Here is a 24899-nt window from a genome sequence, read left to right as displayed (position 1 = left end):
AAAATTTCAATCTCCAGCAAGGAAAATAAAAAATCCTTTTTATTCATGATATTAAGATGATATTAATTATCAATATAATTTATTTATTATAGAAAAGTTACCAGTTTTGCAAATATAACTTCGTTGATATGGCGCAAAAAAAACTAAATATGTCAGAGTAAGATAGCCCTGAATAACACTATATTTAATATGGTCATAAAGGCTAATATCAATGAATACAAAAAATAAATTATTAAATAGCCCTATCTCAAGGCGCAATGTCGTGAAATCTGGCGCTGCAGGCGGTTTATTTGCTGCAGTAGGCGGTTTATCACTTCCTTTCAATGCAAAAGCAATCGATAACACTCAAAACTCAACATCCGCTGAAGAAAAAGCCGTTTGGAGCTCATGTACCGTTAACTGTGGTAGCCGTTGCCTATTACGTCTCCATGTTCGTGACGATGAAGTATATTGGGTTGAATCTGATACCACGGGAGAAGATGAATATGGCAATCATCAAGTAAGAGCTTGCCTGCGTGGCCGCTCAATCCGTAGAAGAATGAACCACCCAGATAGATTAAAGTACCCAATGAAACGTGTGGGTAAACGTGGTGAAGGCAAATTTGTCCGAATTTCATGGGAAGAGGCCCTAGATACCGTTGGTAATAGTTTGCGCGATATTTTGCAAAATTACGGCAATGAAGCGGTGCATGTTCTCTATGGCACTGGCGTTGATGGCGGTAATATCACCAATTCGAATGTTCCCTATCGTTTAATGAATTCATGTGGTGGTTTCCTGAGCCGCTATGGCAGTTATAGTACTGCGCAAATTCGTGCGGGTATGAATTATCTGTATGGTTCTCAAGAAGCCAATAGCCCCGACGATATCGCAAATACAAAACTAGTTGTGATGTTTGGTAATAACCCAGCCGAAACTCGTATGAGTGGTGGAGGTGTGACTTATTATGTCGAACAAGCACGTGAGCGTTCGAATGCGCGCATGATAGTTATTGACCCTCGTTATAATGACACAGCTTCTGGTAGAGAAGATGAATGGTTACCTATTCGCCCTGGTACTGATGGCGCACTTGCAGCTGCATTAGCTTATGTGATTATCACTGAGGATATGGTAGACCAAGAGTTTGTGGATAAATACTGTATTGGCTATGACGAAAAAACCTTACCGGCTTCTGCTCCTCAAAACGGTCACTATAAGGCCTATATTTTAGGCCAAGGTGCTGATGGTGTGGCTAAAACACCACAGTGGGCCGCTAAAATTACAGGTATTCCAGCAGATAAAATCATTAAGTTAGCTCGTGAAATAGGCCAAGCGAAACCCGCTTATATTGTTCAAGGTTGGGGCCCTCAACGTCATTCAAATGGTGAACAAACCGTTCGAGCAATTGCCATGTTAGCCATTATCACAGGTAATGTTGGTATCAGTGGCGGAAATTCAGGCTGTCGTGAAGGCACCTATGATTCAGGTGTTGAATGGTTCCCAATGCTCGATAACCCAGTCAAAACACAAATTTCCGTTTTCACATGGACTGATGCGATTGAACGCGGCACAGAAATGACCGCCATTCACGATGGCATCAAAGGGAAAGATAAATTAGATGTTCCCATTAAGTTCTTATGGTGCTATGCCAGTAACACATTGATAAATCAGCACAGTGATATCGCCCGTACCCATGAAATTTTGCAAGATGACAGCAAATGCGAAATGATTGTTGGTATCGACCATTTCATGACGGCATCAGCAAAATATTGCGATATTTTATTACCTGATTTAATGCCTACCGAGCAAGAAGACCTTATTCCTAGCGAGTCCGCAGGAAACATGTCTTACATGATCTTAGGCCAACCAGCGACTAGCGCTAAATTTGAGCGTAAACCCATCTATGAAATTTTGTCGGAAATTGCTAAACGCTTAGGCCCTGATGTCGAACAGAAATTCACCGAAGGCCGCAGCCAGCACGAATGGGTTAAATATTTATGTGAAAAAAGTCGCGAACGCTACCCTGATATGCCAACTTATGAAGAAATGAAAACCGTGGGTATTTTCAAGCACAAATGCCCAGATGAGCATGTCATTGGATTTAAAGCCTTCCGAGATAACCCTCAAGCTAATCCACTGAAAACGCCTTCAGGAAAAATAGAAATTTACTCTGAAAGCCTAGCTGAGATAGCGAAAACATGGCAATTAGCACCAGATGATGTGATTGATCCGTTACCAATTTACACAGAAGGCTTTGAAAGCCATACCGATAGCCTTAATAAAAAATACCCATTACAAATGACAGGGTTTCATTATAAAGCCAGAACACACTCAAGTTATGGCAACATTGATATCTTAAAACAAGCCTGCCGCCAAGAAATATGGATTAACCCAATAGATGCCAAAGCGCGTGGTATTAATCAGGGTGATATGGTCAAAGTTTTCAATGACCGAGGTGAAGTTCATATTCCAGCTAAAGTGACTCCGCGGATCATGCCTGGGGTGACGGCTATGGGCCAAGGGGCTTGGTTAGATGCCGATATGTTTGGCAAAAAAGTAGACCAAGGCGGGTGTATTAATGTCCTCACAACTCAACGCCCTTCACCGCTTGCTAAGGGAAACCCTCAGCATACTAACTTAGTTGAAATTGCAAAACTATAAGGAGCCCGGTATGTCACAACAATATGGTTTTTATATTGATACACAACGTTGTACGGGCTGCAAAACGTGTGAACTCGCCTGTAAAGATTTTAAAAACTTATCCGCTGATGTTCATTTTCGTCGTATTTATGAATATGCAGGCGGCGACTGGACAGAGCAAGATGGCGCATGGCATCAAAATGTATTTTCTTATTACCTCTCTATTTCATGCAACCATTGTGAAGACCCTGCTTGCGTTAAAGTTTGCCCAAGTGGCGCAATGCATAAACGTGAAGATGGCTTTGTCGTTGTTGACGAAAGTGTCTGTATTGGTTGCCGTTATTGCCATATGGCATGTCCTTATAGTGCACCGCAGTTTGATGCAGTCAAAGGGCATATGACTAAATGTGATGGCTGCTATGAACGTGTGGCTGAAGGCAAAAAACCCATTTGTGTTGAGTCTTGCCCGCTACGTGCATTAGATTTTGGGCCCATTGAAGAGTTACGTGAGAAATACGGAACAATCAATGAAATAGCACCGCTACCAGCAGCACATTATACCAAACCCAATATTGTATTAAATCTCAATGCAAATTGCCGTCCTGTGGGCGACACCACAGGTTATTTAGCTAATCCGGAGGAAGTTTAAAATGGGCGCAGGCTTACATGAATATCCGTTAATCTTCTTCACCGTTATAGGTCAAAGTGTTGCTGGCGCATTTATTCTCATGGCTCTGGTATTGTTAATGAAACCCATGCAAGAACAGCATCATAAAATAGTGATGAGCATGTTTGGTTTATGGGTGTTAATGGGAGTTGGCTTTTTACTCTCCATGCTACATATGGGCTCACCGATGCGTGCCTTTAATTCGATGATACGTGTTGGGCATTCAGCGCTCAGTAACGAAATAGTCAGTGGCTCAATATTCTTTGCCTTAGGTGGGATATATTGGTTATTGTCATTATTAAAGAAGATGCCCAAGTCTGTCGGCAATATTTGGTTAATCGTCACTATCATTTGTGCGGCAATATTTATTTATGCCATATCTCGCGTTTACCAAATTGATACCGTCCCAACTTGGTTTAATCACTATGGTAGTTTGCAATTTATCCTAACCAGCTTTATTGCGGGGCCTGTTCTTGCCGCATTTTTATTGCGTATAGCAAGTTATGATATCAATAACATTCGCTTTTTTACATTAATCAGTATTGTTGCGGTTATTGCGAGCAGTATTTTGGTAACGGCACAAGGATTTGAATTAGGCTCTATCCAAAGTTCAGTACAAAAAGCATCAGAGCTTGTTCCAGATTATGCCTCACTGATGGGATGGCGTACTGTTTGCTTAACATTGGGGCTAGCTTTCTGGATTTACCCGCATGTTAAAATGAAAAACCCTTCAATTATTGGGCTACTAGTCGCCGTATTATTGGTGATTTTTGGTGAATTGATTGGTAGAGGCATTTTCTACGGGCTGCATATGACGGTGGGTATGGCTGTTGCAGGCTAACGACTAATTCATTGTTTTTTACGATGATAAGAAGGTTAATGACTTTCTTATCATCGACAACAATCTCATGTTTCGCTACGATCACACCAAAGAGTCATCATCAACATAGCAATGTGGACAAATATGGAACAAAAATTATTGGCAGATTTTTCGCTTTGCGCGCAAACTTTAGGGGCATTATTTTATTATGACCCTTCTGATGCACGCGTAAATAAGTTAATTGATTTATTTACGACGAGCGAATGGTTAGCTGAATGGCCATTTACTCAGGATTATGATTGCCAACGTATTGATAAACTCTTTCAAGATAGTCTTTCTGAATCAGAAACATTACAAGAAGCCTATCAGCGCTTATTTATAGGCCCTTATGCATTACCAGCACCACCTTGGGGTTCTGTTTATCTTGATAAAGAAAATGTTATTTTTGGTATTTCGACACTTGAGTTAAGAGCATGGCTCCGTAATAACCAAATCAATATTGAATTAAACCAAAAAGAGCCAGAAGATCATGTAGGGTTATTATTTCTTCTCACCGCCTGGGTGATTGAAAATAAACCAGAACTACTACGCGAATTGCTAGAATTACATTTTCTACCTTGGGTCTATCGCTATTTAGAGAAAATGCAATTGCAAAGCGGGAATGCATTTTATGAAGCCTCCGCACTATTGGCCACTGAAACTTTAAGACATATCCAACAAGCCGCTAAATTAAATCCAGCGAATAAAGAGCTTTGTCTTTAGTTTTATATCGTTCAAATAACCGTTTCGTGAAGTAAAAGCCCTCTAAATAATCTCATTATTTAGAGGGCTTGAATATATTATTGGTACTTTCTTGGGATGTGATTAGTGCCACTGAGGAATTAAAATACGTTGATAATCGCCTAATTACTGTATTTGCGATAAAGCAGAACCGACGTCAGCAAGTAAATCATCAATATCTTCACAGCCCAGTGAGAAACGCAATAACCCATCCGTTACGCCTTGCAGTAATCTCTCTTCTTCAGGGATACAAGCATGGGACATCATTTTAGGGTAGGAAATAATTGATTCAATTCCCCCTAAACTGACTGCAACGAGTGGAATACGAACCGCGTCTAAAAATCGTTTTACATTGTCATAGCTACCCAAATCAAAGGAAACCACCATTCCGCCATTTTTAGATTGCTGCATATGAATGATATGATTTGGGTGCGAAGCTAACCCAGGATAAAAAACGTGTTGTACTTTTGGATGCTCATTCAGATATTCTGCAAGCTTTTGCGCATTTTCACTGGCTCGTTCAACCCGCATTGCCATTGATTTTAAACCTCGCATTGTCAGCCAGCTGTCAAATGGTGCAGCAATACTGCCAATAGCAACTGCAGACTTATGTAACCACCTCGCATATTCAGGGTTATTCGTTGCTACCGTCCCCAAGATCACATCACTATGGCCATTAATAAATTTAGTTGCGCTATTAATAGAAAAATCAATTCCAAGAGAAATAACATCTGATAACAACGGCGTCATAAAGGTATTGTCACAGATAGTAATAATATTATGCTGCTGCGCAATCCCAATAACAGATTTTAAATCCGTCACTTGTAACGTTGGATTAGATGGCGTTTCAATATAAAACGCTTTGGTGTTTTCCATTATTGCTTGCTGATAATTCATTGGATTAGTCGCATCAACAAATGTGACTGAAATACCGTAGCGTGGCAAAAATTCAGTCATTAATTGGAAAGAGCCACCATATATATTTTTGCAGGCAACAATATGGTCGCCCTGACTAAAATTAAGCAATACGGCACTTATTGCTGCCATTCCTGAGGAAAAAACTTCAGCAAATTTTGCATTTTCAATCGCGCAAATAGCCTCACTTAATGCATCTCTCGTTGGATTGGAAAAACGAGAATAAATATGGTCGTAACTTTCCTCAATATTGGCTTGTGAAAATGTGGATGATTGATATAACGGGATAGAAGAACTTCCGGTATATTTATCTGTCATGGGATATCCATGAATAACCTTGGTATTAATTTTCATAATAAAATCGCATTATCAGAAGTCTATTTTAATTGTTGCTATATTGATTTCAGAATAAGCAAAAATAACAAGAGCACCATCAGTGTAAATATCACGACCTAAATATTCTGAATGATTATTTAGTTTTGCTAGTGGTGCTACTCCTTGAAATAAATCTATTTTATTTATTGCAGCTAATTTTGCCTAATCTTTATTCACTTTATTAATATGTGAAACCTAAATACAGATAAACCATCAGCGCAAACGCGGCCGTGACTGTTGCATAAGGCATTTGGGTACGAATATGCTCAATATGGTCACAATCTGTTGCCATAGAAGCCACAATTGCATCACTGGAAATTGGTGATGTCATGTCTCCGTAAATTGAACCTGCAATGGCTGCACCAATCATATATTCAACAGGCATTCCGACTGAAAGTCCTAATTGCACACCAATTGGGATCATAATGGCAAATGTTCCCCACGATGTTCCTGTTGCTAATGACATCACCGCACTAATTAAGAAGATAAAGCCTATTGAGAAAGCTGGCGAAATAACACCCGAGGTGATTTCTGCTATATAGGCACCGGTATTTAAATCTGAAGAAACGGTTCCCATTAAAAAAGCGAGGATCATCACCGAGCTAATTTTTACCATGCTGGCATAGCCGATATATAATTCTTTAAAGAAAGTCTCAATATTAAGTACACGACGTGCTAAGAACCACACAAAAGAGACTAAAGTTCCAAACATGACTCCCCAATATACCGATGTTGAACCGCTACCTTTACTAAAATCGCCATTACCGGTGATATAAAGCGCAACAGGTACCATTAATACCGTTGATAAAATTGGGATAAAGAAATTAAGAGAAGTATGGCAATTAGGGTGCTCAATAATATCTTCATCATCCTGCTCAGCTTCTTCCGCGGATAATAAAGTTAAAGCCTGCTGCTCTGCGCGTAAATCCGCCTTTTTCATTGGCCCCCAAGAAACATTGGAGAAAATATAAAACAGAACTGAAGCGAGGGAAAACCACGCCATGATATTAAATACCATAGAGCCAGCTAAAATTTCAAAAGGCTCTCCAGTAATTAAACCTTTAGATATTTGTACGCCAATAACCCCCATCATTGCCGCTCCCCAGCCGTTAATCATGGCTGATGAACACACTGATACACAGGAAGTCTGCACAATGTAGGACATTTTTTCTGGCGAAACTCCGTATTTCTTCGCTAATGTTTTTGTTGATGCTCCAGCAATTAATTGGTTAATAGAGCTTTCAATAAAAATTAATGATGTAATAATCATCGCCATTAATTGAACAGCTTTTTTATTTTTAATTAACTTTGTTTTATTTGTTAATAATTTAACCAATGAACGCACACCACCAGTAACAACGACGAGCCGCATAATACCGCCAATCATTACCATAAATAGAATTGTTTTTGTGTTTCCCGGTGATGCAAACGTATTAATAATGCCATCGAGCGTTCCGTTTATACCTAATAATATATTGTGATCATATATAACGGTAAAACCAACTAATATCCCCAGTAATAATGATAATATAACTTGTCGTGTAAAAATGGCTAAAAGTATCGTCACCATTGGCGTGACAATGGTCCAAATCCCATAATCATTCATTAGATGCTCTCTTATTATATTTTATTTTGATTTTAATAAATTAAGATAGTGCGTTTTCTAAATCATTTAATAAGTCTGTGATATCTTCAATACCTACGGATAAACGTAATGTGGTGTCAAATACTTGGATACTTTCTCTTTCTTCTTTTGTCATCGACCCATGTGACATGGTTGCCGAATGATTCACCATACTTTCAACACCCCCCAATGATTCCGCTAAAACAAAATATTTAACTTTAGATAAAAAGGCTTTGGTGTCTTCAATATCCCCTGCTAATTTAATCGTCACAACCGCTCCTCCTGTACGCATTTGTTTTTTGCATAATTCATATTGAGGATGCGAAGGTAATCCAGGGTAATAAACCTGCTCAACTTTCGGGTGTGTTGATAAATATTTCGCAACTTGTGCGGCATTACTGCATTGTGCTGCCATACGTAATGCTAATGTTTTTAATCCACGTAAAGCAAGGTAGGCGTCAAAAGGAGAAGCAATTGCTCCGAGGGTGGTTTTTAGAAAATCAAGGCGGCTGGCTAAGTCTTCTCTTTGGGTGATCACCGCACCACCAATTAAATCGGAATGGCCGCCAATATATTTACTTGCCGATAACATCACTAAATCGGCACCTAATTCTAATGGTTTTTGGTTCCAAGGTGTTGCAAATGTATTATCAACACAAGTTAAAATATTATGCTCTTTGGCAAGTGAACAAATAGCATTAATATCAACTAATTCTAATAATGGATTAGTTGGGCTTTCAATCCAAATTAAGCGTGTGTTATCTTTTATTTTTGTTTTAACTTCATCAAGATTATTCAAATCAACATAGTCTATTTGGTGACCGCTGTTAATGGTTGAAACTCGTTCAAATAACCGAAAAGTGCCTCCATAAACACCCTTCATTGCAATAATATGTGAATCTTTTGGTAATAAATTTAAAACTAAACTTGAAGCAGCCACACCGGATGCAGTCGCTGTTGCATAGCTTCCACATTCAATTTCAGCTAATAAGGTTTCATATGCATAACGTGTTGGGTTGCTGCAACGTGAATAACAATATTCACCATGCTCTGTTAAGCTTTGTTGAACGAAAGTACTGGCTGTTGTAATAGCAGGAAAAATAGCATGATTAACAGTATCTTGCTGCTTTCCACCATGAATTAAAATTGTAGCAATATTCTTAGTCATTATCTAAAACCCAATATAGTAAAGTAAAAATGATATCTTTATATTTGTTGCTAAAAGAAATATGCCACAGGGAAATAGAAAATTTTTTCTAAAAATTGGTGCCTTTTTTCAAATTAAGAGAAAATTTTTCTATTCAAGAATAAATAGCCTTTAAATTCATGCTGTTGGTTAAGTTTTGATAAATGAGCTAGCCGTCACAATATCATTATTTTGTTTATTCTTCACAATCAATTACCCAGTAAAAACCACATAAACCACTAAAATAAAACAATAAATGTTCTATGCAAGTTAAATTTTTCATCACGTAATGTAATTATTTGGTAGGTATTTTGTCGTTAATTTAACATACACCTTAGTATTTACGCCTAATTGGCTTCTTTTCATACTGCATAACAGCCATATAAGAGAAACTTATTCTCTTTCACATTATTTCTTGCAATGAACTATATCGCTTAGAAGACAGAAAAAGTCGATGAATAAAAATACAATTAATACGCCAAAGAGTGACTATCAAGCAATAATATGCTCAAAGGCTATTTATAAGAAAAGCACAGAGACTAAATTTGACTAAGTTGTTTTTAATTTAATCACTCTGATTTTTTTGTTCAAAAAAAACACAGTTAAATATTACAAACTATGAAAAATAAATTGCTATCGTTATTTAAATTATTAGAAAAACGTATAACCACTATATATTTTATAAATTATTCTAATCACACTCTCTTAAAAAATCTCAATTTAGCCTAATACAGAATTTTTCATTAGAAACTCAAACTTGCTCGAACAATATCAGCAATGTATTCCATATTATATATCCCTATAAAATTACTCTCTAAATGGGTTTGTATTTTTAGTGAATAATCATCTTGTATACAAATTATTTATTATGATACAGTCAAAAAATACCTATGATTCAACTATCAAGTATTGGTACTTCTTATATCCTTTACTGTGGTACGACTCACTAGAGCATAAAAATTTATGGTATTTATTTCCCATAATACAAACAGTGAGAATCAAAAAAAATCGCAATTATTATTAGCAAATTTTAACACTGCCTTTTTCTTTTGTTTTTTTACCTTTAATGAAAGCAGCGTTTAATTTAGTGAAAATCTGAATCAGATAAACTTAACTTAATATACACCCTGTTTTGATATCACCTAAAATTAAATTTACCACAATAAAAACAACTTAATTTTGTAGTAAATACAATATAAGGAAACAACCATGAATAATAACTTTTTAGCGCATGAAGACAGTATGCTTAAGCTACTTGAAAAAGTAGTCAATATCGAATCAGGCTCTTATGACAAAGAAGGTGTAGATAACCACGCTGCTGTCTGGTGTGAAAAATATCGCGAAATGGGGTTCGAAGTCGAAATCATTGAAAATGAATCACTCGGCAATAATTATCGAATTTATCACCCTTCAATAAAGGCTGATATATTAATTTTATTGCATTTAGATACCGTTTTTCCTAAAGGCACCGTTGCTGAACGTCCTTTTAGCATTGAAGGTGATCGAGCTTATGGCCCTGGCGTGATTGATATGAAAGGCAGCCATGTCATGGTATATCAAGTCATGAAGCAACTTTATGATAATCAAGATATTCGCTACAAAAATATTGAGATTCTCCTCAATTGTGATGAAGAAATTGGTTCTATTTCATCTCGCGGTGTCATCGAACAATGTGCACTAGGAAAGCGCTACGCACTTGTGATGGAGCCTGCTCGTGCCAATGGCGCTATAGTGAGCGCTCGCCGCGGTGTTGGAACTTATGTATTAAATATTGAAGGAAAAGCCTCTCATTCAGGTATTGCCCCCGAAGCAGGCATTAGTGCAATTCAGGAATTATCATATAAAATCCAAATGTTACACGCACTCTCTGCTCATGATAAAGGCCTATCCGTTAACGTTGGCCTAATTTCTGGTGGAACCTCTGTGAATACTGTAGCTCCGAATGCCAGAGCAGAAATCGATGTCCGTATTTCGTCTGAAGAACAGGGTATTGAGATCGATAAAAAAGTCAGGGAAGTATGTAGTACACCAGTATTAGACGGCATCAAACTCACCTTAACAGGCGGAATTAATCGCCCACCTATGGCTAAAACGGATGAAAGCACCGTTCTTATCAACATCATTAAAGAAGAAGCTGCGCAACTAAACATTGATTTACTTGATGTTTCGACGGGTGGTGGCTCTGATGCCTCTTTTACTGCAGGTGTCGGAACGGCCACTGTAGATGGGTTAGGCCCGATTGGTGGATACCAGCACAGTGATAAAGAATACTTAGAAATACCGTCACTCACAGAACGTGCACAGTTATTTTTCAATATATTACAACGCATTACACAATAAATAATAATCCAATAGGAAACTCTATGACAACGATGTCAACAAACACAACAACACCACCTAAAAAACGTTCTGAAGGTCTAAACCCTTATGTTCTTTTGTTTTTCATCTTAGTATTGGCAGGTATTGCAACGTGGATCGTTCCTGCGGGGCAATATGCATCAGAAACAAAAGTCATCACCATGGTAAAAGATGGTATAGAAACAAAAGTATCTAGTTCTTATACCATTCCCGGTAGTTATGAGCGCTTACCAGAACAACACGGTATTTTGCCAGGGCAAATTTTCACCTCAATTGCTGATGGTCTAATCAAAGCTGCTCCTATTATCTTTTTGATTATTTTCACTGGAGGTGCTTTACATCTTCTTGAGGAAACCGGGGCCATCAAAAAAGTACTCAATAATATCTCGCGCAGTAAAAAACTTAATGACTTTTTACTAATCAGTATATTCTTTGTCGTTTTTTCTATTTTAGGGACAACAGGGATTGTCGTTAACTCAATTATTGCATTTGTTCCTATCGGTCTTTTAGTCGCTAAATCCGTGGGAATGGACGACAAATTTGGTGCTGCTTTAGTCTATGTTGCGGCTTATTCGGGCTTTAATGCCTCAATCATGGCACCAATGACAGTGGGTTTATCTCAAGGTTTAGCCGACGTCCCGTTGTTATCCGGCCTCGGTTTTAGAATGGCTATTTATATTGCATTTGTTATCGCGGGTATTCTATTTTTAACGATTTATACCAAGAAATGCCGTAATAAAGGCATGATTCGTCCTGAGATTGAAATTAATACCGACGAACACCAAACCTCTAAAATTTCAGCTTTGCATGTCATTACTCTTTCCTATAGCGCATTCTGCTTAGTCGGATTTATTTTCGGTGCTGTTGAGTGGGGCTGGGGAGAAAAAGAGATGATGGCTATGTTTATCATCTTAGGCGTTGGCGTGGGTGTTTTAAACCGCATGTCTCCTAATACCATTGCAACAGGCTTCTTAAAAGGTTGTGCGGGAATGGTAGGTGGCGCGTTTATCGTTGGTATGGCACGTGCTATTGCTATCGTATTATCTGATGGGATGATTTTAGATACCATCGTTAATGCCATTATTTCAATGATGGATGGCTTACCGAAGACCTTATCTGCCCTTTCCATGTTCGCAACCGCGGCAATTATGCACTTCTTTATTTCATCAGGTTCTGGTGAAGCAGCAGTGCTTGTACCTATTTTCACGCCAATGGGCGATTTATTAGAAATCACTCGCCAAACGACTGTACAAACTGTATTGCTTGGAGAAGGGGTTGTTAACTGTATTAACCCAACCTCTGGAATTTTAATGGCTGTACTTGCAACGGCAAAAATTCCTTATACACAATGGGTGAGATTTATTTGGCCGTTAGTCTTCACATGGATAGCCATTTCTATTGTCGCTCTAATATATGCTGTAATGACAAATTTAGGCCCTATCTAAGACATCAATATTGAACAATTCAATATTCTCAGCACCGCTTCTTAGTGGTGCTTTTTTTAATTATGGCATCACAAATTAAATAATAAGTACAATAGCTGTATCCTTAGAAGCAAAAAATAAAGTAGCCAATTACAATCCGAATTAAAAACAGACAGAGTAAGGTAGGAATAGTATTATTAGCGCTATTATGCCTTTTATTCTATTTGAGATTGTATTGTGACTTCATTTGCTGACCTAAATGCGCTTTCTGCGGAACAACTCACTAACTTACAAGAGTTAGGCTACCTAAACATGACACAGATCCAAGCTGCCGCTCTTCCCCCTATACTTGCCGGAAAAGACGTCCGAGCACAAGCTAAAACGGGCAGCGGCAAAACTGCGGCTTTTGGTCTGGGTTTATTACAACATATTGACGCCAAATTATTTAAAACTCAGTCATTAGTTTTATGTCCAACTCGTGAACTGGCAGATCAAGTCGCCAATGAATTGCGCCGTTTAGCTCGCGCGATCCCTAATATCAAAATTTTGACACTCTGCGGTGGTGTGCCTTTCAGCGTACAACGCGACTCCCTTGCCCATGCAGCACATATCATTGTTGCCACACCGGGGCGTTTACTTGATCATTTAAATCGTGAAACAGTACAACTTGATGCATTGCAAACTTTAGTTTTAGACGAAGCAGACAGAATGCTCGATATGGGCTTTATGCCAGATATTGAGACCATAATTGATTACGCACCAATTAATAGACAAACATTATTGTTTTCAGCCACTTGGCCAGAAGAAATTGCACGAATTAGCCAGCAAATTCAAAATAACCCACAAACCATTGAAATCAATAGTGTTGATGAACTCCCGGCAGTTGAACAACAATTTTATGAAGTCGCTCGTCACGAAAAAATTGAATTATTACAAAAGCTCTTAAGCCGTGAACAACCCGCTTCTTGTGTCGTTTTCTGTAATACTAAGAAAGATTGCCAAGCCGTTTATGATGCCTTAACAGCCAGCAAACAAAGTGTCTTAGTGCTTCATGGTGACATGGAACAACGTGAGCGTGACCAAACTCTAGTGCGTTTTGCTAACGGAAGTAGCCGTGTGTTAGTGGCTACGGATGTCGCATCCCGTGGATTAGATATTAAAGCTCTCGAAATGGTGATTAACTATGAATTATCATGGGACCCTGAAGTGCATGTTCACCGCATCGGCCGAACTGCACGTGCCGGTGAAAGCGGTTTAGCAATTAGTTTATGTGCACCAGAAGAAGCCCAACGAGCCAATGCTCTAGAAGAAATGTTAAACATGAAGCTTAATTGGCAAACCGAACCGACAGGTTTACGAGTCACTCCGTTAGAAGCGACAATGATGACCTTATGCCTTGATGGCGGTAAAAAAGCCAAAATACGTCCTGGAGATATTTTAGGTGCTTTAACCGGAGAAGTTGGCCTCAATGGTGCCGATATTGGCAAGATTGTGATCCACCCTACCCATGCCTACGTCGCACTCAAACGTGAGGTTGCCGTACAAGCTTGGAAGCATTTACAGCAAGGAAAAATTAAAGGGAAATCCGTTAAGGCTAGGTTATTAAAATAATATGTGTGATTCGAGTTTCCTTCTGCACGATGTTAGTACGGAAGGAAACTCGATAATTTTCTTACTTTTCTATGATGTGGCGTTATTCTCTTGCGGCAAGGCAGATTTAGGTAATCCAAAAATCTTATCAAATGCCCAATTAAAAAAGAAAGTATAAATTGGGATAAAAATAATTAAGGCGAAGTCGAGTATTAACGCCTGTAAAAGACTAATTGATAACCACCATGCAATTAAAGGAATTAAAAAAATCACCAACGTTAATTGAAATAATATGGCGTGTACAAACCGGCGCCTAAAGGTTCTAATGCGTGATTTTTGTTTTGATTCCCAATATTCAAATGCGGTATTGAAAATAAAGTTCCAGCTCACTGCAATAGTCGTTATGACTAAAGCTAATGGGCCTGTTGTTTCCGCTGAATTACCGGAAAGAAAAGCCAATGCCAACGCTGAAATTAACCAACCAATAACCTCATAAGCTGTGACAAAAACAATTTTACGTTTAATCCCCTGCATTTTCCCACCTCCAAAAATATCATTATCAACAAGGTGGTAAAATAAATATAATTCAATGATAATAAAAGTCAGCTTCTATCAGTTTTATTGAAAGGTGAATAATGCCATTTAATAGTGACAACCTAACGATTTTTCTCACCGTGTTAGATAAAGGCTCATTTTCTGCGGCGGCTAGAGCATTGAAACGCGTGCCATCCGCAGTCAGTATGGCCGTGGCGAATCTAGAAGCTGAACTTGGATTTGAACTATTTGATAGACACACTAGAGAGCCTAAACCCACTGAAAAAGCGCTTTCATTAGCGCCCTATGCACGGCATATTGTGGCTAATTTATCACAACTCAATACTTTTTCTTTAGAGTTGACCCAAGGTGTCGAAAGTAAATTGACCATTGGTATTGCAGCAGGTATCAATGCCAATTTACTCTTTGATGCTCTACATATTTTAAGCCAGCGTTATCCTTTACTGCATATTGAACTGATTACCGCACCTCAAGATGATCTTCTACCGTTATTACATGAACAACAAATTCACCTTGCGATTGTCTTTGGCGGTTTAAATGTTAATTCTCAAGAGCAATTTCATTATATTGGCGAAGAATCAATTATTGCCACCATTTCGGCTAAACATCCCTCTTTACAAAATAAAACATCGCTCTATATCGAAGACCTTGTTGAAAGCCGGCAAATTATTATTGCGAGCCGCCAACGTGAATTGAGTGATATACGCATTCTAGTTTCCAGTAATTATTGGAAAACAGACAGTTTTTCTTTGGCTCTCGGTTTAGTCGAGAGTGGTATGGGATGGGGAAATTTCCCTTTGTCACTAATTAAAGATAAATTGAACGATGGCTCACTAAAACCCCTTGAGTTTAAAAATACCCCAAATGGCTTCAAACTGCCTATTCACGCGGTATGTTTGCAAGGTCATGTGCTTAAACGTGGTGCTCAAGAATGCATTGAATTACTGAAAAATAAGGCAATTTAAACCCTAAGTTATCTATTATTTCTACTTTTAATTCCATAAATAAAATTATTCTTGAATACATTAATTATTTTAAATCATTGACGAAAACGTTTGCTTTTTGTTTTGATGGCTATAAAATGCGTCGGATTTTTTTGGCCTGAAAAAAATAACTGGAGACAATCGTGCCTGACGATAAAAATTATAGCCATGGCCCCGTGCCCATATCAGCGCGGAAAGGCGGACTAGCATTAACCTTTGTGATGCTAGGTTTAACGTTCTTTTCCGCCAGTATGTGGACCGGAGGCGCTCTCGGTACCGGTCTTGATTTTCATGATTTCTTCCTCGCAGTTCTTATCGGTAATCTTCTTCTTGGTATCTACACCGCATTTCTTGGTTTTATTGGTTCTAAAACAGGCTTAACCACTCACCTTCTTGCTCGTTATTCTTTTGGTATTAAAGGCTCATGGCTCCCCTCTTTCCTATTAGGCGGCACACAAGTTGGCTGGTTTGGTGTCGGTGTTGCGATGTTTGCCATTCCTGTTGGTAAAGCAACAGGCTGGGATATCAACTGGTTAATTGGTATTTCCGGGGTCTTAATGACCGTTACTGTGTTTTTTGGTATTTCTGCTCTTACAGTTCTGTCAATCGTTGCTGTTCCTGCCATTGCGATACTTGGTAGTTACTCCGTTTACCTTGCTATCACTGATATGGGTGGAATGAGTGCATTGCAGGCTGTCGTACCCGCAAAACCCATCGATTTTAACCTTGCGTTAGCCATGGTTGTAGGCTCTTTTGTGAGTGCAGGAACATTAACGGCCGATTTTGTGCGTTTCGGGCGAAGACCTAAAATTGCAGTACTTGTCGCTATTATTGCCTTTTTCCTTGGTAACTCATTGATGTTTATCTTTGGCGCCGCTGGCGCTGCATCATTAGGTATGGCAGATATCTCTGATGTGATGATTGCTCAAGGTTTGCTATTACCCGCAATTATCGTTTTAGGTCTAAATATTTGGACAACTAATGATAACGCCCTATACGCGTCAGGCTTGGGGTTTGCCAATATCACCGGCTTATCCAGCAAAACCTTATCCATTGTCAATGGACTGGTAGGAACGTTATGCGCACTGTGGTTATATAATAATTTTGTCGGCTGGCTAACTTTCTTATCAGCGGCTATCCCCCCTATTGGTGGAATTATCATCGCAGACTACCTCATGTACCGTCACCGCTACGAAACCTTTGACCGCAGTAAAATGCGTGATGTCAACATCAGTGCATTAATCGCTGTTGCCGCTGGGGTTATCGCAGGTAACTGGTTACCAGGTATTGTCCCTGTCAATGCCGTGCTGGGTGGTGCATTATGTTACGCTATCCTTAACCCATTATTAAATCGCCGCCATACTACTGATTCGGAGATGACCCGTGCTTAATCAAACTATCAAACATATCCATAATATCCGTTTACCCGAGCGTGATGGGCTGTGGCGTATTGATATCGACAACCAAAAAATTCAAGCTATCCTTCCACAACCTGAAGGCGAAATATTGCCAAACAGCTTAGACGGTGAAGGTGGTTTGGTGACCGCGCCCTTCGTTGAGCCACACATTCACTTGGATACTACTCAAACCGCTGGGCAACCAAGCTGGAACCAGTCTGGAACACTCTTTGAAGGCATTGAACGTTGGGCGGAGCGCAAAGCGATGCTTACCCACGAGGATGTTAAAAACCGCGCGTGGCAAACCCTTAAATGGCAAATTGCCAATGGTATTCAACATGTTCGCACCCATGTGGATGTGTCAGACCCAACATTAACCGCACTGAAAGCGATGTTAGAAGTAAAACAAGAAATCGCGCCTTGGGTTGATGTGCAAATTGTTGCTTTTCCACAAGAAGGTATTTTGTCTTATCCAAATGGCGAAGCCTTGTTAGAAGAAGCACTACGCCTTGGAGCCGATGTCGTTGGTGCTATTCCACATTTCGAATTTACTCGTGAGTATGGTGTAGAATCACTCCATAAAACGTTCGCTTTAGCACAAAAATATGACCGTTTGATTGATGTCCACTGTGATGAAATCGATGATGAACAATCCCGCTTTGTGGAAACTGTCGCAGCGCTAGCACATGCACAGGGGATGGGTTCTCGCGTCACGGCAAGCCATACTACTGCGATGCATTCATACAATGGCGCTTATACTTCCCGTTTATTTCGTCTGCTAAAAATGTCTGGGATTAACTTTGTGGCTAACCCGCTAGTGAATATTCACTTACAAGGCCGCTTTGATACTTATCCCAAACGCCGTGGGATTACGCGTGTGAAAGAGATGCTAGCCGCAGATATTAATGTCTGCTTCGGCCACGATGATGTTTTTGACCCTTGGTACCCACTTGGTACAGCTAATATGCTGCAAGTCCTGCATATGGGGTTACATGTTTGCCAATTAATGGGTTACCAGCAAATCAATGATGGGCTGAAACTGATTAGTGAGTACAGCGCACGTACGTTGAACTTGCAAGATTATGGTGTGAATGAAGGAAAACGCGCTAGTTTATTGATTTTACCTGCAGAAAATGGCTTCGATGCCGTGCGCCGTCAAGTTCCTGTACGTTATTCGGTTCGTGATGGTCAGGTGATTGCCAATACCCAACCTGCGGTAACCCAAATTCATTTAGAACAAACGGAAACAATCCGTTATGGATATACTCCAAAAATCTAACCATTAATTTTTAATTCCAAAATGGCTCTCTACAACAGTAGGTGAGCCAATTGTCTTATAGCTCATCATTAATTTAAATAAAACCAGCCCGAAGAACTAATCTTAATCGGATAAAAAGCAACTAATGACGTATTTCTTACACAAAATTCATTCCTATATACTAGACTTAATCCAATACTTATTGCAGAGCTTGAAAGCTTTGGTGAGCAAATAAACGTCTTATAAGAACTCCTTTTTTGGTTATAAGTGCCATTTCTAAGTATTAAGCGCAATTTCTATTGAAATTCAATGCGAACGTTTTATATTTTTTAGAGAGTTATCTGAAACTGGATTTGAGCTTTATTTATAGCAACAATAACGCTAATACACTGACTGTCATGCAGCGGTGGCCAATATTCCTGTTTTGCTGTACCGCGAATACGTCACAAATAAAGTTCTCTGAATCCCACTTTGAAAAAAATTGGAGATCAGATGAGTACTGAACAAGTCGTTAACCAAAAAAATACTATCGATTCTTGGCAACGCATTGCTGCTGAATTATTAAGTGAAGCTGGTATTAAAATTAATGGCTCCCGCCCTTTCGATATTCAAGTTCACAACCACCAATTCTTTAAACGAGTACTACAACAAGGCTCATTAGGATTAGGTGAAAGCTATATGGATGGTTGGTGGGATTGCGAACGTTTAGACATATTTTTCCAACATGTATTACGCCATAAGCTCGATAAAAAAATACCTCATAATTTCAGTGATACATTGAAAATTGCTGTCGCACGCGTTCGCAATTTACAAACCCTAAAACGAGCTCGCATTGTTGGAGAAGAACATTACGACCTCGGGAATGACTTATTTTCCCTGATGCTCGACCCTTATATGCAATATTCTTGCGGCTACTGGAAAGGTTTAGAAACGGTTCCTGAAAACCTCCCTCTTGCTCAAGAACAAAAATTAAATTTAATCTGCGAAAAACTGCAATTAAAACCAGGTATGCGATTACTGGATATCGGCTGTGGATGGGGCGGGCTCGCTGCCTATGCAGCAAAAAACTATGGAGTTTCTGTCACGGGTGTCACTATTTCCGCTGAGCAACAAAAATATGCTCAAGCTCGCTGTGCAGGCTTAGATGTCGATATTAAATTAGACGATTATCGGAATCTCAACGACCAATTTGACCGTATTGTCTCTGTAGGCATGTTTGAGCATGTCGGGCCTAAAAACTATGCGACTTACTTTGATGTTATTCAACGCAATTTAAAAACTAATGGTTTGTTTTTACTTCACACCATTGGCTCTAATCAAAATAAAGTAAATGTCGACCCATGGACTAACAAGTATATTTTTCCAAACGGCTGCCTACCGTCTGTACAAAATATTGGCGAAACCAGCGAAGGCAAACTGGTCATGGAAGATTGGCATAATTTTGGTGCAGATTATGACCATACACTTATGGCGTGGTATTCCCGTTTTCAAGCGGCTTGGTCAGAGCTCGAAGATAATTATACGCCTCGCTTCAAACGCATGTTTTCTTATTATTTAAATGCTTGTGCAGGTGCATTTAGAGCGAGAGATATTCAATTATGGCAAATACTTTGGAGCCCACAAGGTGTGACCGGGGGCCTACGGGTTGCTCGCTAAGCTTTTGTCCTGAATATATATCTTTGTTAACCTTACGGGCTAGTTAAAGAGTCAATGTATTTTATTCAACCATTGATCAATAGCCCGTAAGCCTTGCTGGATATCATCCTTCAATTGGGTATCCGCCATTGGCTGCTGTTCTAATAATACGCAGCTTTGTACTGCATTTTGCATTCCCAAACTGGCACAACTGCTTTTTAACTGGTGAGCAAGGCGCTTTATTTGTTCTGCGTTACTTTCTGCTCGTGCAATGTCAATTTGATCGAGCAAAGGCAAGGAATGTTGTTTAAAAATACTCACCCATTCGCGAATTTTCTGGAATCCCATTAATTCGGCATCACTGGCAAGTTGTTGTAAATTTATAACTTCTCCCTGAACACCAGAATCAGACAATGTATATTCACCACCTGAAATATATTTAACAATTAATTGATTTAACATATCTCTTGGTACCGGTTTTTGAATGATACCGCGAAAAACTTGGCTGGTTCGTTGGCGCAATGTTTCATCAATCACATGAGCACTAAAACCAATCAAAATCAATGTAGGGTAAGTTTTCGCTATTTGTTTAGCCAAGGTGATACCATCGATGTCAGGTAAGCCAAAATCCACCAATGCCGCCGTAAATTGTTGACCAGCTTGTAGAGTCGCCAAAGCCTCAGCAGCAGAGCCAACAATGGTTACCTGAGCCCCACTGCGGGTTAACATTTCTCCACTGATTTTTTGAGTCAATGGGTTGTCTTCTATGAGTAATAAATTCACACCTCGCATGTCTAATGGCAGCTCAGCCGATTTACCCACTGGATGAGAGGTGATACATAGCGGCAATGTTAAACGAAAGCAGCTCCCGCTCCCCAACTGGCTACTAACCGTCAATTCACCTCCCATCGCTTGCGCTAGACTTGCACTAATTGTCAGCCCAAGTCCTGTACCACCCCGCTGGCTATCTACTTGCACAAATGGCTTAAAAATATCAGTAAATCGCGAGCTATCAATGCCACACCCTGTGTCTTCCACTTCAATAAACCAATATTTACCATAACGGCAACTACGCAAAGTGATTTGCCCCTTTTGAGTAAAGCGCAATGCATTACTGAGTAAATTCGTGATAATTTGTCGGATCCGTAGCGGGTCCCCTTGTAAAGCAATCGGCAAATCATCCGCAATATCTGCAACTAACTGAATAGCACTATTTTTATTACTGGCATTCATTAAATACAAAGTACTTTCTAATAACGGCTTGGGCTCAAAAGGCTCATCATTGATGGAAACATTTTGTCCCCCTGCTTCAATTGCGGAGTAGTCCAAAATGTCATTCAAAATTGCTAATAAAGATTCACCTGAGTCAGTAATCGCATATAAATCATCATGATATTGGTTAAGTGCTTTATTTTCTAATAACAGCTGCGCTGTCCCCAAAATCCCATAAAGAGGAGTGCGAATTTCATGGCTCATTGCCGCTAAAAATGCCGATTTAGCCTGATTGGCTTGTTCTGCTTCAGAACGAGCTTTGCGGTGCTCAACAACCATCACGCGCAATTCTGCCGTCCTCGCTTTGACTTCGTCTGCTAGCTGTTCACGCTGATTATTTAAGGCATGAACACTTTCACGAAATGCATCCATTAAACGGCCAATCGTATCAAGCTCTTTTACCCCTGCAGTTTCAGGAAATGCAGAGTCAATATCGCCCTCTAATAAGCGTTGAAGGGCTTGGGTTTGCTGTGCCAGCGGCTTTGTCACTAAACGATAAACCACTCGCCAAAGGATCAAGATAAGTGAGAGTAATGAGACAATACTCAATGCTAACAACCAATTCTGCCCTCGTTCACTGGCTTGTTTAAGTTGTCCCAATGCGGTTTGGTTACGAAGCTCAATGATGTCAACTAATTGCGCTACTTCACTACTAAAACGTGCAAATTGGTCAATATTATTTTGTGATAAAATCTGTAAACGTGTTGTGATGTCGTTATCTTTCCGGTACAACGCGATTAACTCGGTATAGCGCTTCACGCTATTTAACGCGTTTTCTACTTGGCCTCGCACTGCAGGGTCTTCAATATATTTTTGCCGACGTTGTAAGATTTTAACTGCAGAATTCAACTGTTTTTCTAATTCGGCCATATTGCGGTGGGGCTGGTTTGAACCTAAATTAAGTACCATTTGCTGTACACGCATCGCGCTTAATCGAAGCTCATTCATTTGGCTGGCATATTCAAGGTCAATATCAATTAGTTGATCAAGGGCTTGTTGTGCTTGTTCCCCTTGTTTCCTTTCAATAAGGTCGTAAATACTGACTTGAGTTGCTCCCGCTGAGGTGGCGGCATTGTTTGCCTGACCATGTGCCTTTTGGGCGATATCTCCCGCCGCTGTAATTATCTGCTGCCTTAATTGTTGCTGCTCTGCGCGCAGTTTTAACCGCTGCCCAACTAATTCACCCTGTTGGCTTAATGACTGAGCAATTTCTTTTTCTTGTTGTTCAATATTTTGTGTATTAAAGCCTTGTTCTCTTAATATTTTCAGTAAATTAGTGATTTTAAGGCTTTGCGCCGTTAACATTCGTCCTTGTGCTAACCAAATACTTTCGCTATCTGCATTTGTGAGATTTTGTGCAGAAAATAGCTCCCAAGCGCTCGCTTCACTCAGTTGCCTTGCCATATTCATGGTTGGGATCAGAGCCTCGGTGTTGGCCTGTTCAACTTGGCTAACAAAACGTAAGTTGTACCACCCCACAAGGGTGCTAATAAAGGTCAATGCAGCCATCAACGCAAAGCCCATCCATAGTCGTCTAGTTAGTGATAAATTCACGGTTTGGTTAGCCTAAAAATTAAAATGGTTGAGTTAGCAGCAAGAATGCATTTAGGATAAAGGTTTCTGGTTTGTGAGGCTATCATGCGTGTATTGATTTTACTACTGTTCACATTTCACTCGTTGTTGAGCCTAGCAACGGCGCACGATAGCTCACTAATTCAGTGGCGTGACACACTGCATTTTGACCAGCAACCACATGATCCCGTTACCGCCACAAAAACATGGAAGTTGTGTGCGCTTTATCCTAGCCTAAAAGATTCTTATTGGTTATCAATTAATTACGGAATGCAAAAAGCGGCAAAACACTATGGCATTGACCTAAACGTATTAGAAGCCGGTGGATATAACCAACTAGCAACCCAACAAAAGCAAATTACACAGTGCCAACAATGGGGAGCAGATGCCATCTTACTAGGCAGTAGCACCACAACTTTTCCAAACCTTAGCCAACTGGTAGAAAATACGCCTGTCATTGAAGTCATCAATGCTACACACGATAAAACAATTAAAACCCGCGTTGGTGTACCTTGGTTTCAAATGGGTTATCAACCGGGGCGCTATTTAGTCCAATGGAGTCAAGGTAAGCCATTGAAAGTTTTACTTATGCCTGGCCCATTAAATGCCGGAGGCAGCCATGAAATGGAGCAAGGATTCCGAGAAGCTATTGCAGGTAGCCAAGTACAAATTGTGGATGTGGCGCAAGGAGATAACGACCTTGAGGTTCAACGCAATCTATTACATGAAATGTTAGAGCGTAACCCTGATGTCGATGTCGTCGTTGGCACTGCTATTGCTGCTGAGGCCGCAATGGGTGAAGGCCGAAACTTAACGAACCCATTGAATATTGTCTCTTTTTACCTTTCTCACCAAGTCTACCGCGGGTTAAAAAGAGGCCGAATTATTATGGCTGCCAGCGACCAAATGGTTTGGCAAGGTGAGCTAGTGATTGAACAAGCCATCAAAGTACTACAAAAGCAGCCGGTTCCAAACAATATAAGCCCGCCGATTTTAGTGCTTACCCAACAAAACGCAGATAGTGAACACTTACGCAACTCATTATCTCCAGGAGGCTTTAGGCCCGTATATCAATATACATCGGCGGCTAAAAAATAGCCTTCACCATGCTGAGTCACTAATAAATCCGCTTTGATTTTATGGCGTAAACGGCGAATAAGTACATCTATGGTACGTAAGTCAGGGTTATCAACTCGTCGGGCAGATAACATACGTAAAAGACGTTCTCGGCTTAAAATCTCCCGCGGGTTCGTCACAAAAGCCACTAGCATTTCATATTCAGCCCGTGTGAGTTTGATAGCCTGATGTTCAAATTCGAGCGTATGCATCGAAACATTTAGGCAATAGCCAGCAAACTGATAACAATTATCTTGTGAAACAACTTGAGCTTGCGAAGGCTTAGCAAGGTCAATTCGCCAAAGTAAATTTTTAACGCGAACGACTAATTCCCTGAGTTCCAAGGGCTTAGTAACATAGTCATCGGCTCCCATTTCTAAACCCACAATACGGTCAATTTGGTCACAGCGACCTGTGACTAAAATAATTCCTACCGTGAAACGCTCACGTAGTGCCCTTGTTAACATTAACCCGTTTTCATCTGGTAAATTAATATCCAACAGAATCAAGTCAACGGCTTGCTGGTCCATAATTTCGCGTAGCCCCGCGCCATTCCCCGTTACAGAAACACGATACCCTTCTTGCTCAAAGTAAGCCTGTAAGCGAGCCTGAGTAACGGGTTCATCTTCAACAACCACAATATGATGTGATGTCATTGATATACTCTCTTCTGTTCATATCTGTTCATATTTGCTCATATCTTGCCGTAAGCTGTTCATTCTGACTAGTACCGCTATTCATATTAACTCAATAAG

At 39.9% G+C, this 24899-nt stretch carries 18 protein-coding genes; 12 read left to right on the top strand and 6 right to left on the bottom strand.

Translation table 11 applies throughout. The features are described 5' to 3' along the window. The first annotated feature begins 211 nt into the window (after positions 1–211). From ynfF to dmsD, 4 genes are all read left to right on the top strand, one after another. Complete coding sequence (ynfF, locus tag P3L44_RS05750; RefSeq protein ID WP_231135931.1) at positions 212–2638, top strand: selenate/tellurate reductase subunit YnfF; 2427 nt, start codon at positions 212–214, stop codon at positions 2636–2638. A 10-nt stretch (positions 2639–2648) separates the two neighbouring features. After that, the gene (locus P3L44_RS05745) at positions 2649–3266 is read left to right on the top strand and encodes a DMSO/selenate family reductase complex B subunit (RefSeq protein ID WP_096863216.1); all 618 of its coding nucleotides are present in this window, start codon (positions 2649–2651) and stop codon (positions 3264–3266) included. Between the two features lies 1 nt (position 3267). After that, on the top strand, positions 3268–4125 hold the full coding sequence (locus P3L44_RS05740) for a DmsC/YnfH family molybdoenzyme membrane anchor subunit (protein WP_272662083.1): 858 nt from the start codon (positions 3268–3270) through the stop codon (positions 4123–4125). 123 nt (positions 4126–4248) lie between these two features. Continuing rightward, a complete protein-coding gene (gene dmsD, locus P3L44_RS05735) occupies positions 4249–4866 on the top strand; it encodes a Tat proofreading chaperone DmsD (RefSeq protein WP_165879228.1) in 618 nt (205 codons plus the stop codon). A gap of 144 nt (positions 4867–5010) precedes the next feature. On the opposite strand, the gene P3L44_RS05730 is transcribed toward dmsD, so the two are convergent. The 3 genes from P3L44_RS05730 to P3L44_RS05720 all read right to left on the bottom strand — a co-directional run bounded on the left by P3L44_RS05730 (position 5011) and on the right by P3L44_RS05720 (position 8966). Further along, on the bottom strand, positions 5011–6153 hold the full coding sequence (locus tag P3L44_RS05730; protein ID WP_140171115.1) for a trans-sulfuration enzyme family protein: 1143 nt from the start codon (positions 6151–6153) through the stop codon (positions 5011–5013). A 202-nt stretch (positions 6154–6355) separates the two neighbouring features. Next, positions 6356–7780: a Na+/H+ antiporter NhaC family protein gene (locus P3L44_RS05725; protein ID WP_140171116.1), complete on the bottom strand. Its 1425-nt coding sequence runs from the start codon at positions 7778–7780 to the stop codon at positions 6356–6358. Positions 7781–7820: 40 nt separating this feature from the next. Next, positions 7821–8966 (bottom strand): trans-sulfuration enzyme family protein, encoded by a 1146-nt coding sequence (locus tag P3L44_RS05720; protein ID WP_272662082.1) that lies wholly within the window; start codon positions 8964–8966, stop codon positions 7821–7823. Positions 8967–10193: 1227 nt separating this feature from the next. Between P3L44_RS05720 and P3L44_RS05715 the strand changes: the two genes are divergently transcribed. From P3L44_RS05715 to dbpA, 3 genes are all read left to right on the top strand, one after another. After that, on the top strand, positions 10194–11324 hold the full coding sequence (locus P3L44_RS05715) for a M20 family metallopeptidase (RefSeq protein ID WP_272662081.1): 1131 nt from the start codon (positions 10194–10196) through the stop codon (positions 11322–11324). 23 nt (positions 11325–11347) lie between these two features. Then, the gene (locus P3L44_RS05710) at positions 11348–12787 is read left to right on the top strand and encodes a YfcC family protein (RefSeq protein ID WP_272662080.1); all 1440 of its coding nucleotides are present in this window, start codon (positions 11348–11350) and stop codon (positions 12785–12787) included. Positions 12788–13003: 216 nt separating this feature from the next. Continuing rightward, positions 13004–14377 carry an ATP-dependent RNA helicase DbpA gene (gene dbpA / locus P3L44_RS05705; RefSeq protein WP_004262330.1) on the top strand — a complete coding sequence of 458 codons (1374 nt, stop codon included), beginning with the start codon at positions 13004–13006 and terminating at the stop codon, positions 14375–14377. 69 nt (positions 14378–14446) lie between these two features. Here dbpA and P3L44_RS05700 read toward each other — a convergent pair whose 3' ends face one another. Beyond that, positions 14447–14890, bottom strand: a complete 444-nt coding sequence (locus tag P3L44_RS05700; RefSeq protein WP_004262335.1) for a PACE efflux transporter — start codon at positions 14888–14890, stop codon at positions 14447–14449. A gap of 101 nt (positions 14891–14991) precedes the next feature. Here P3L44_RS05700 and P3L44_RS05695 point away from each other — a divergent pair, with 101 nt between their 5' ends. The 4 genes from P3L44_RS05695 (at position 14992) to cfa (ending at position 20205) form a co-directional block, all read left to right on the top strand. Then, positions 14992–15876 (top strand): LysR family transcriptional regulator, encoded by an 885-nt coding sequence (locus tag P3L44_RS05695; protein ID WP_112307331.1) that lies wholly within the window; start codon positions 14992–14994, stop codon positions 15874–15876. A gap of 161 nt (positions 15877–16037) precedes the next feature. Beyond that, complete coding sequence (gene codB, locus P3L44_RS05690) at positions 16038–17285, top strand: cytosine permease (protein WP_004262339.1); 1248 nt, start codon at positions 16038–16040, stop codon at positions 17283–17285. After that, positions 17278–18570 (top strand): cytosine deaminase, encoded by a 1293-nt coding sequence (locus tag P3L44_RS05685; RefSeq protein ID WP_140171125.1) that lies wholly within the window; start codon positions 17278–17280, stop codon positions 18568–18570. Before codB ends, P3L44_RS05685 begins: the two co-directional genes overlap by 8 nt. Positions 18571–19041: 471 nt before the next feature. Beyond that, complete coding sequence (gene cfa, locus P3L44_RS05680) at positions 19042–20205, top strand: cyclopropane fatty acyl phospholipid synthase (protein ID WP_272662079.1); 1164 nt, start codon at positions 19042–19044, stop codon at positions 20203–20205. Between the two features lie 51 nt (positions 20206–20256). Here the strand turns inward: cfa and torS are convergent, their stop codons facing one another. After that, the gene (gene torS / locus P3L44_RS05675) at positions 20257–23010 is read right to left on the bottom strand and encodes a TMAO reductase system sensor histidine kinase/response regulator TorS (RefSeq protein WP_272662078.1); all 2754 of its coding nucleotides are present in this window, start codon (positions 23008–23010) and stop codon (positions 20257–20259) included. Between the two features lie 84 nt (positions 23011–23094). On the opposite strand from torS, the gene torT reads away from it, so the two are divergent. Continuing rightward, positions 23095–24126, top strand: a complete 1032-nt coding sequence (gene torT, locus P3L44_RS05670; RefSeq protein WP_094961310.1) for a TMAO reductase system periplasmic protein TorT — start codon at positions 23095–23097, stop codon at positions 24124–24126. On the opposite strand, the gene torR is transcribed toward torT, so the two are convergent. Further along, on the bottom strand, positions 24099–24800 hold the full coding sequence (gene torR, locus P3L44_RS05665; RefSeq protein ID WP_004262356.1) for a two-component system response regulator TorR: 702 nt from the start codon (positions 24798–24800) through the stop codon (positions 24099–24101). The genes torT and torR overlap by 28 nt on opposite strands. Positions 24801–24899: the final 99 nt, after the last annotated feature.

It is taken from the genome of Providencia sp. PROV175, from assembly GCF_032707045.1.
GTDB classification, from domain to species: domain Bacteria; phylum Pseudomonadota; class Gammaproteobacteria; order Enterobacterales; family Enterobacteriaceae; genus Providencia; species Providencia hangzhouensis.
The sequence above is the reverse complement of the archived record's forward strand: the minus strand, read 5'-3'. Positions and strand labels throughout refer to the sequence as shown.

Excerpts from the sequence above, each read along its gene's own strand:
- ynfF (WP_231135931.1), top strand. The coding sequence starts at position 212 with ATGAATACAAAAAATAAATTATTAAATAGCCCTATCTCAAGGCGCAAT.
- P3L44_RS05700 (WP_004262335.1), bottom strand. The coding sequence starts at position 14,890 with ATGCAGGGGATTAAACGTAAAATTGTTTTTGTCACAGCTTATGAGGTT.
- P3L44_RS05715 (WP_272662081.1), top strand. The coding sequence starts at position 10,194 with ATGAATAATAACTTTTTAGCGCATGAAGACAGTATGCTTAAGCTACTT.
- torT (WP_094961310.1), top strand. The coding sequence starts at position 23,095 with ATGCGTGTATTGATTTTACTACTGTTCACATTTCACTCGTTGTTGAGC.
- cfa (WP_272662079.1), top strand. The coding sequence starts at position 19,042 with ATGAGTACTGAACAAGTCGTTAACCAAAAAAATACTATCGATTCTTGG.
- P3L44_RS05745 (WP_096863216.1), top strand. The coding sequence starts at position 2,649 with ATGTCACAACAATATGGTTTTTATATTGATACACAACGTTGTACGGGC.
- dmsD (WP_165879228.1), top strand. The coding sequence starts at position 4,249 with ATGGAACAAAAATTATTGGCAGATTTTTCGCTTTGCGCGCAAACTTTA.
- P3L44_RS05720 (WP_272662082.1), bottom strand. The coding sequence starts at position 8,966 with ATGACTAAGAATATTGCTACAATTTTAATTCATGGTGGAAAGCAGCAA.
- torR (WP_004262356.1), bottom strand. The coding sequence starts at position 24,800 with ATGACATCACATCATATTGTGGTTGTTGAAGATGAACCCGTTACTCAG.
- P3L44_RS05740 (WP_272662083.1), top strand. The coding sequence starts at position 3,268 with ATGGGCGCAGGCTTACATGAATATCCGTTAATCTTCTTCACCGTTATA.
- P3L44_RS05695 (WP_112307331.1), top strand. The coding sequence starts at position 14,992 with ATGCCATTTAATAGTGACAACCTAACGATTTTTCTCACCGTGTTAGAT.
- P3L44_RS05710 (WP_272662080.1), top strand. The coding sequence starts at position 11,348 with ATGACAACGATGTCAACAAACACAACAACACCACCTAAAAAACGTTCT.
- P3L44_RS05725 (WP_140171116.1), bottom strand. The coding sequence starts at position 7,780 with ATGAATGATTATGGGATTTGGACCATTGTCACGCCAATGGTGACGATA.
- P3L44_RS05730 (WP_140171115.1), bottom strand. The coding sequence starts at position 6,153 with ATGAAAATTAATACCAAGGTTATTCATGGATATCCCATGACAGATAAA.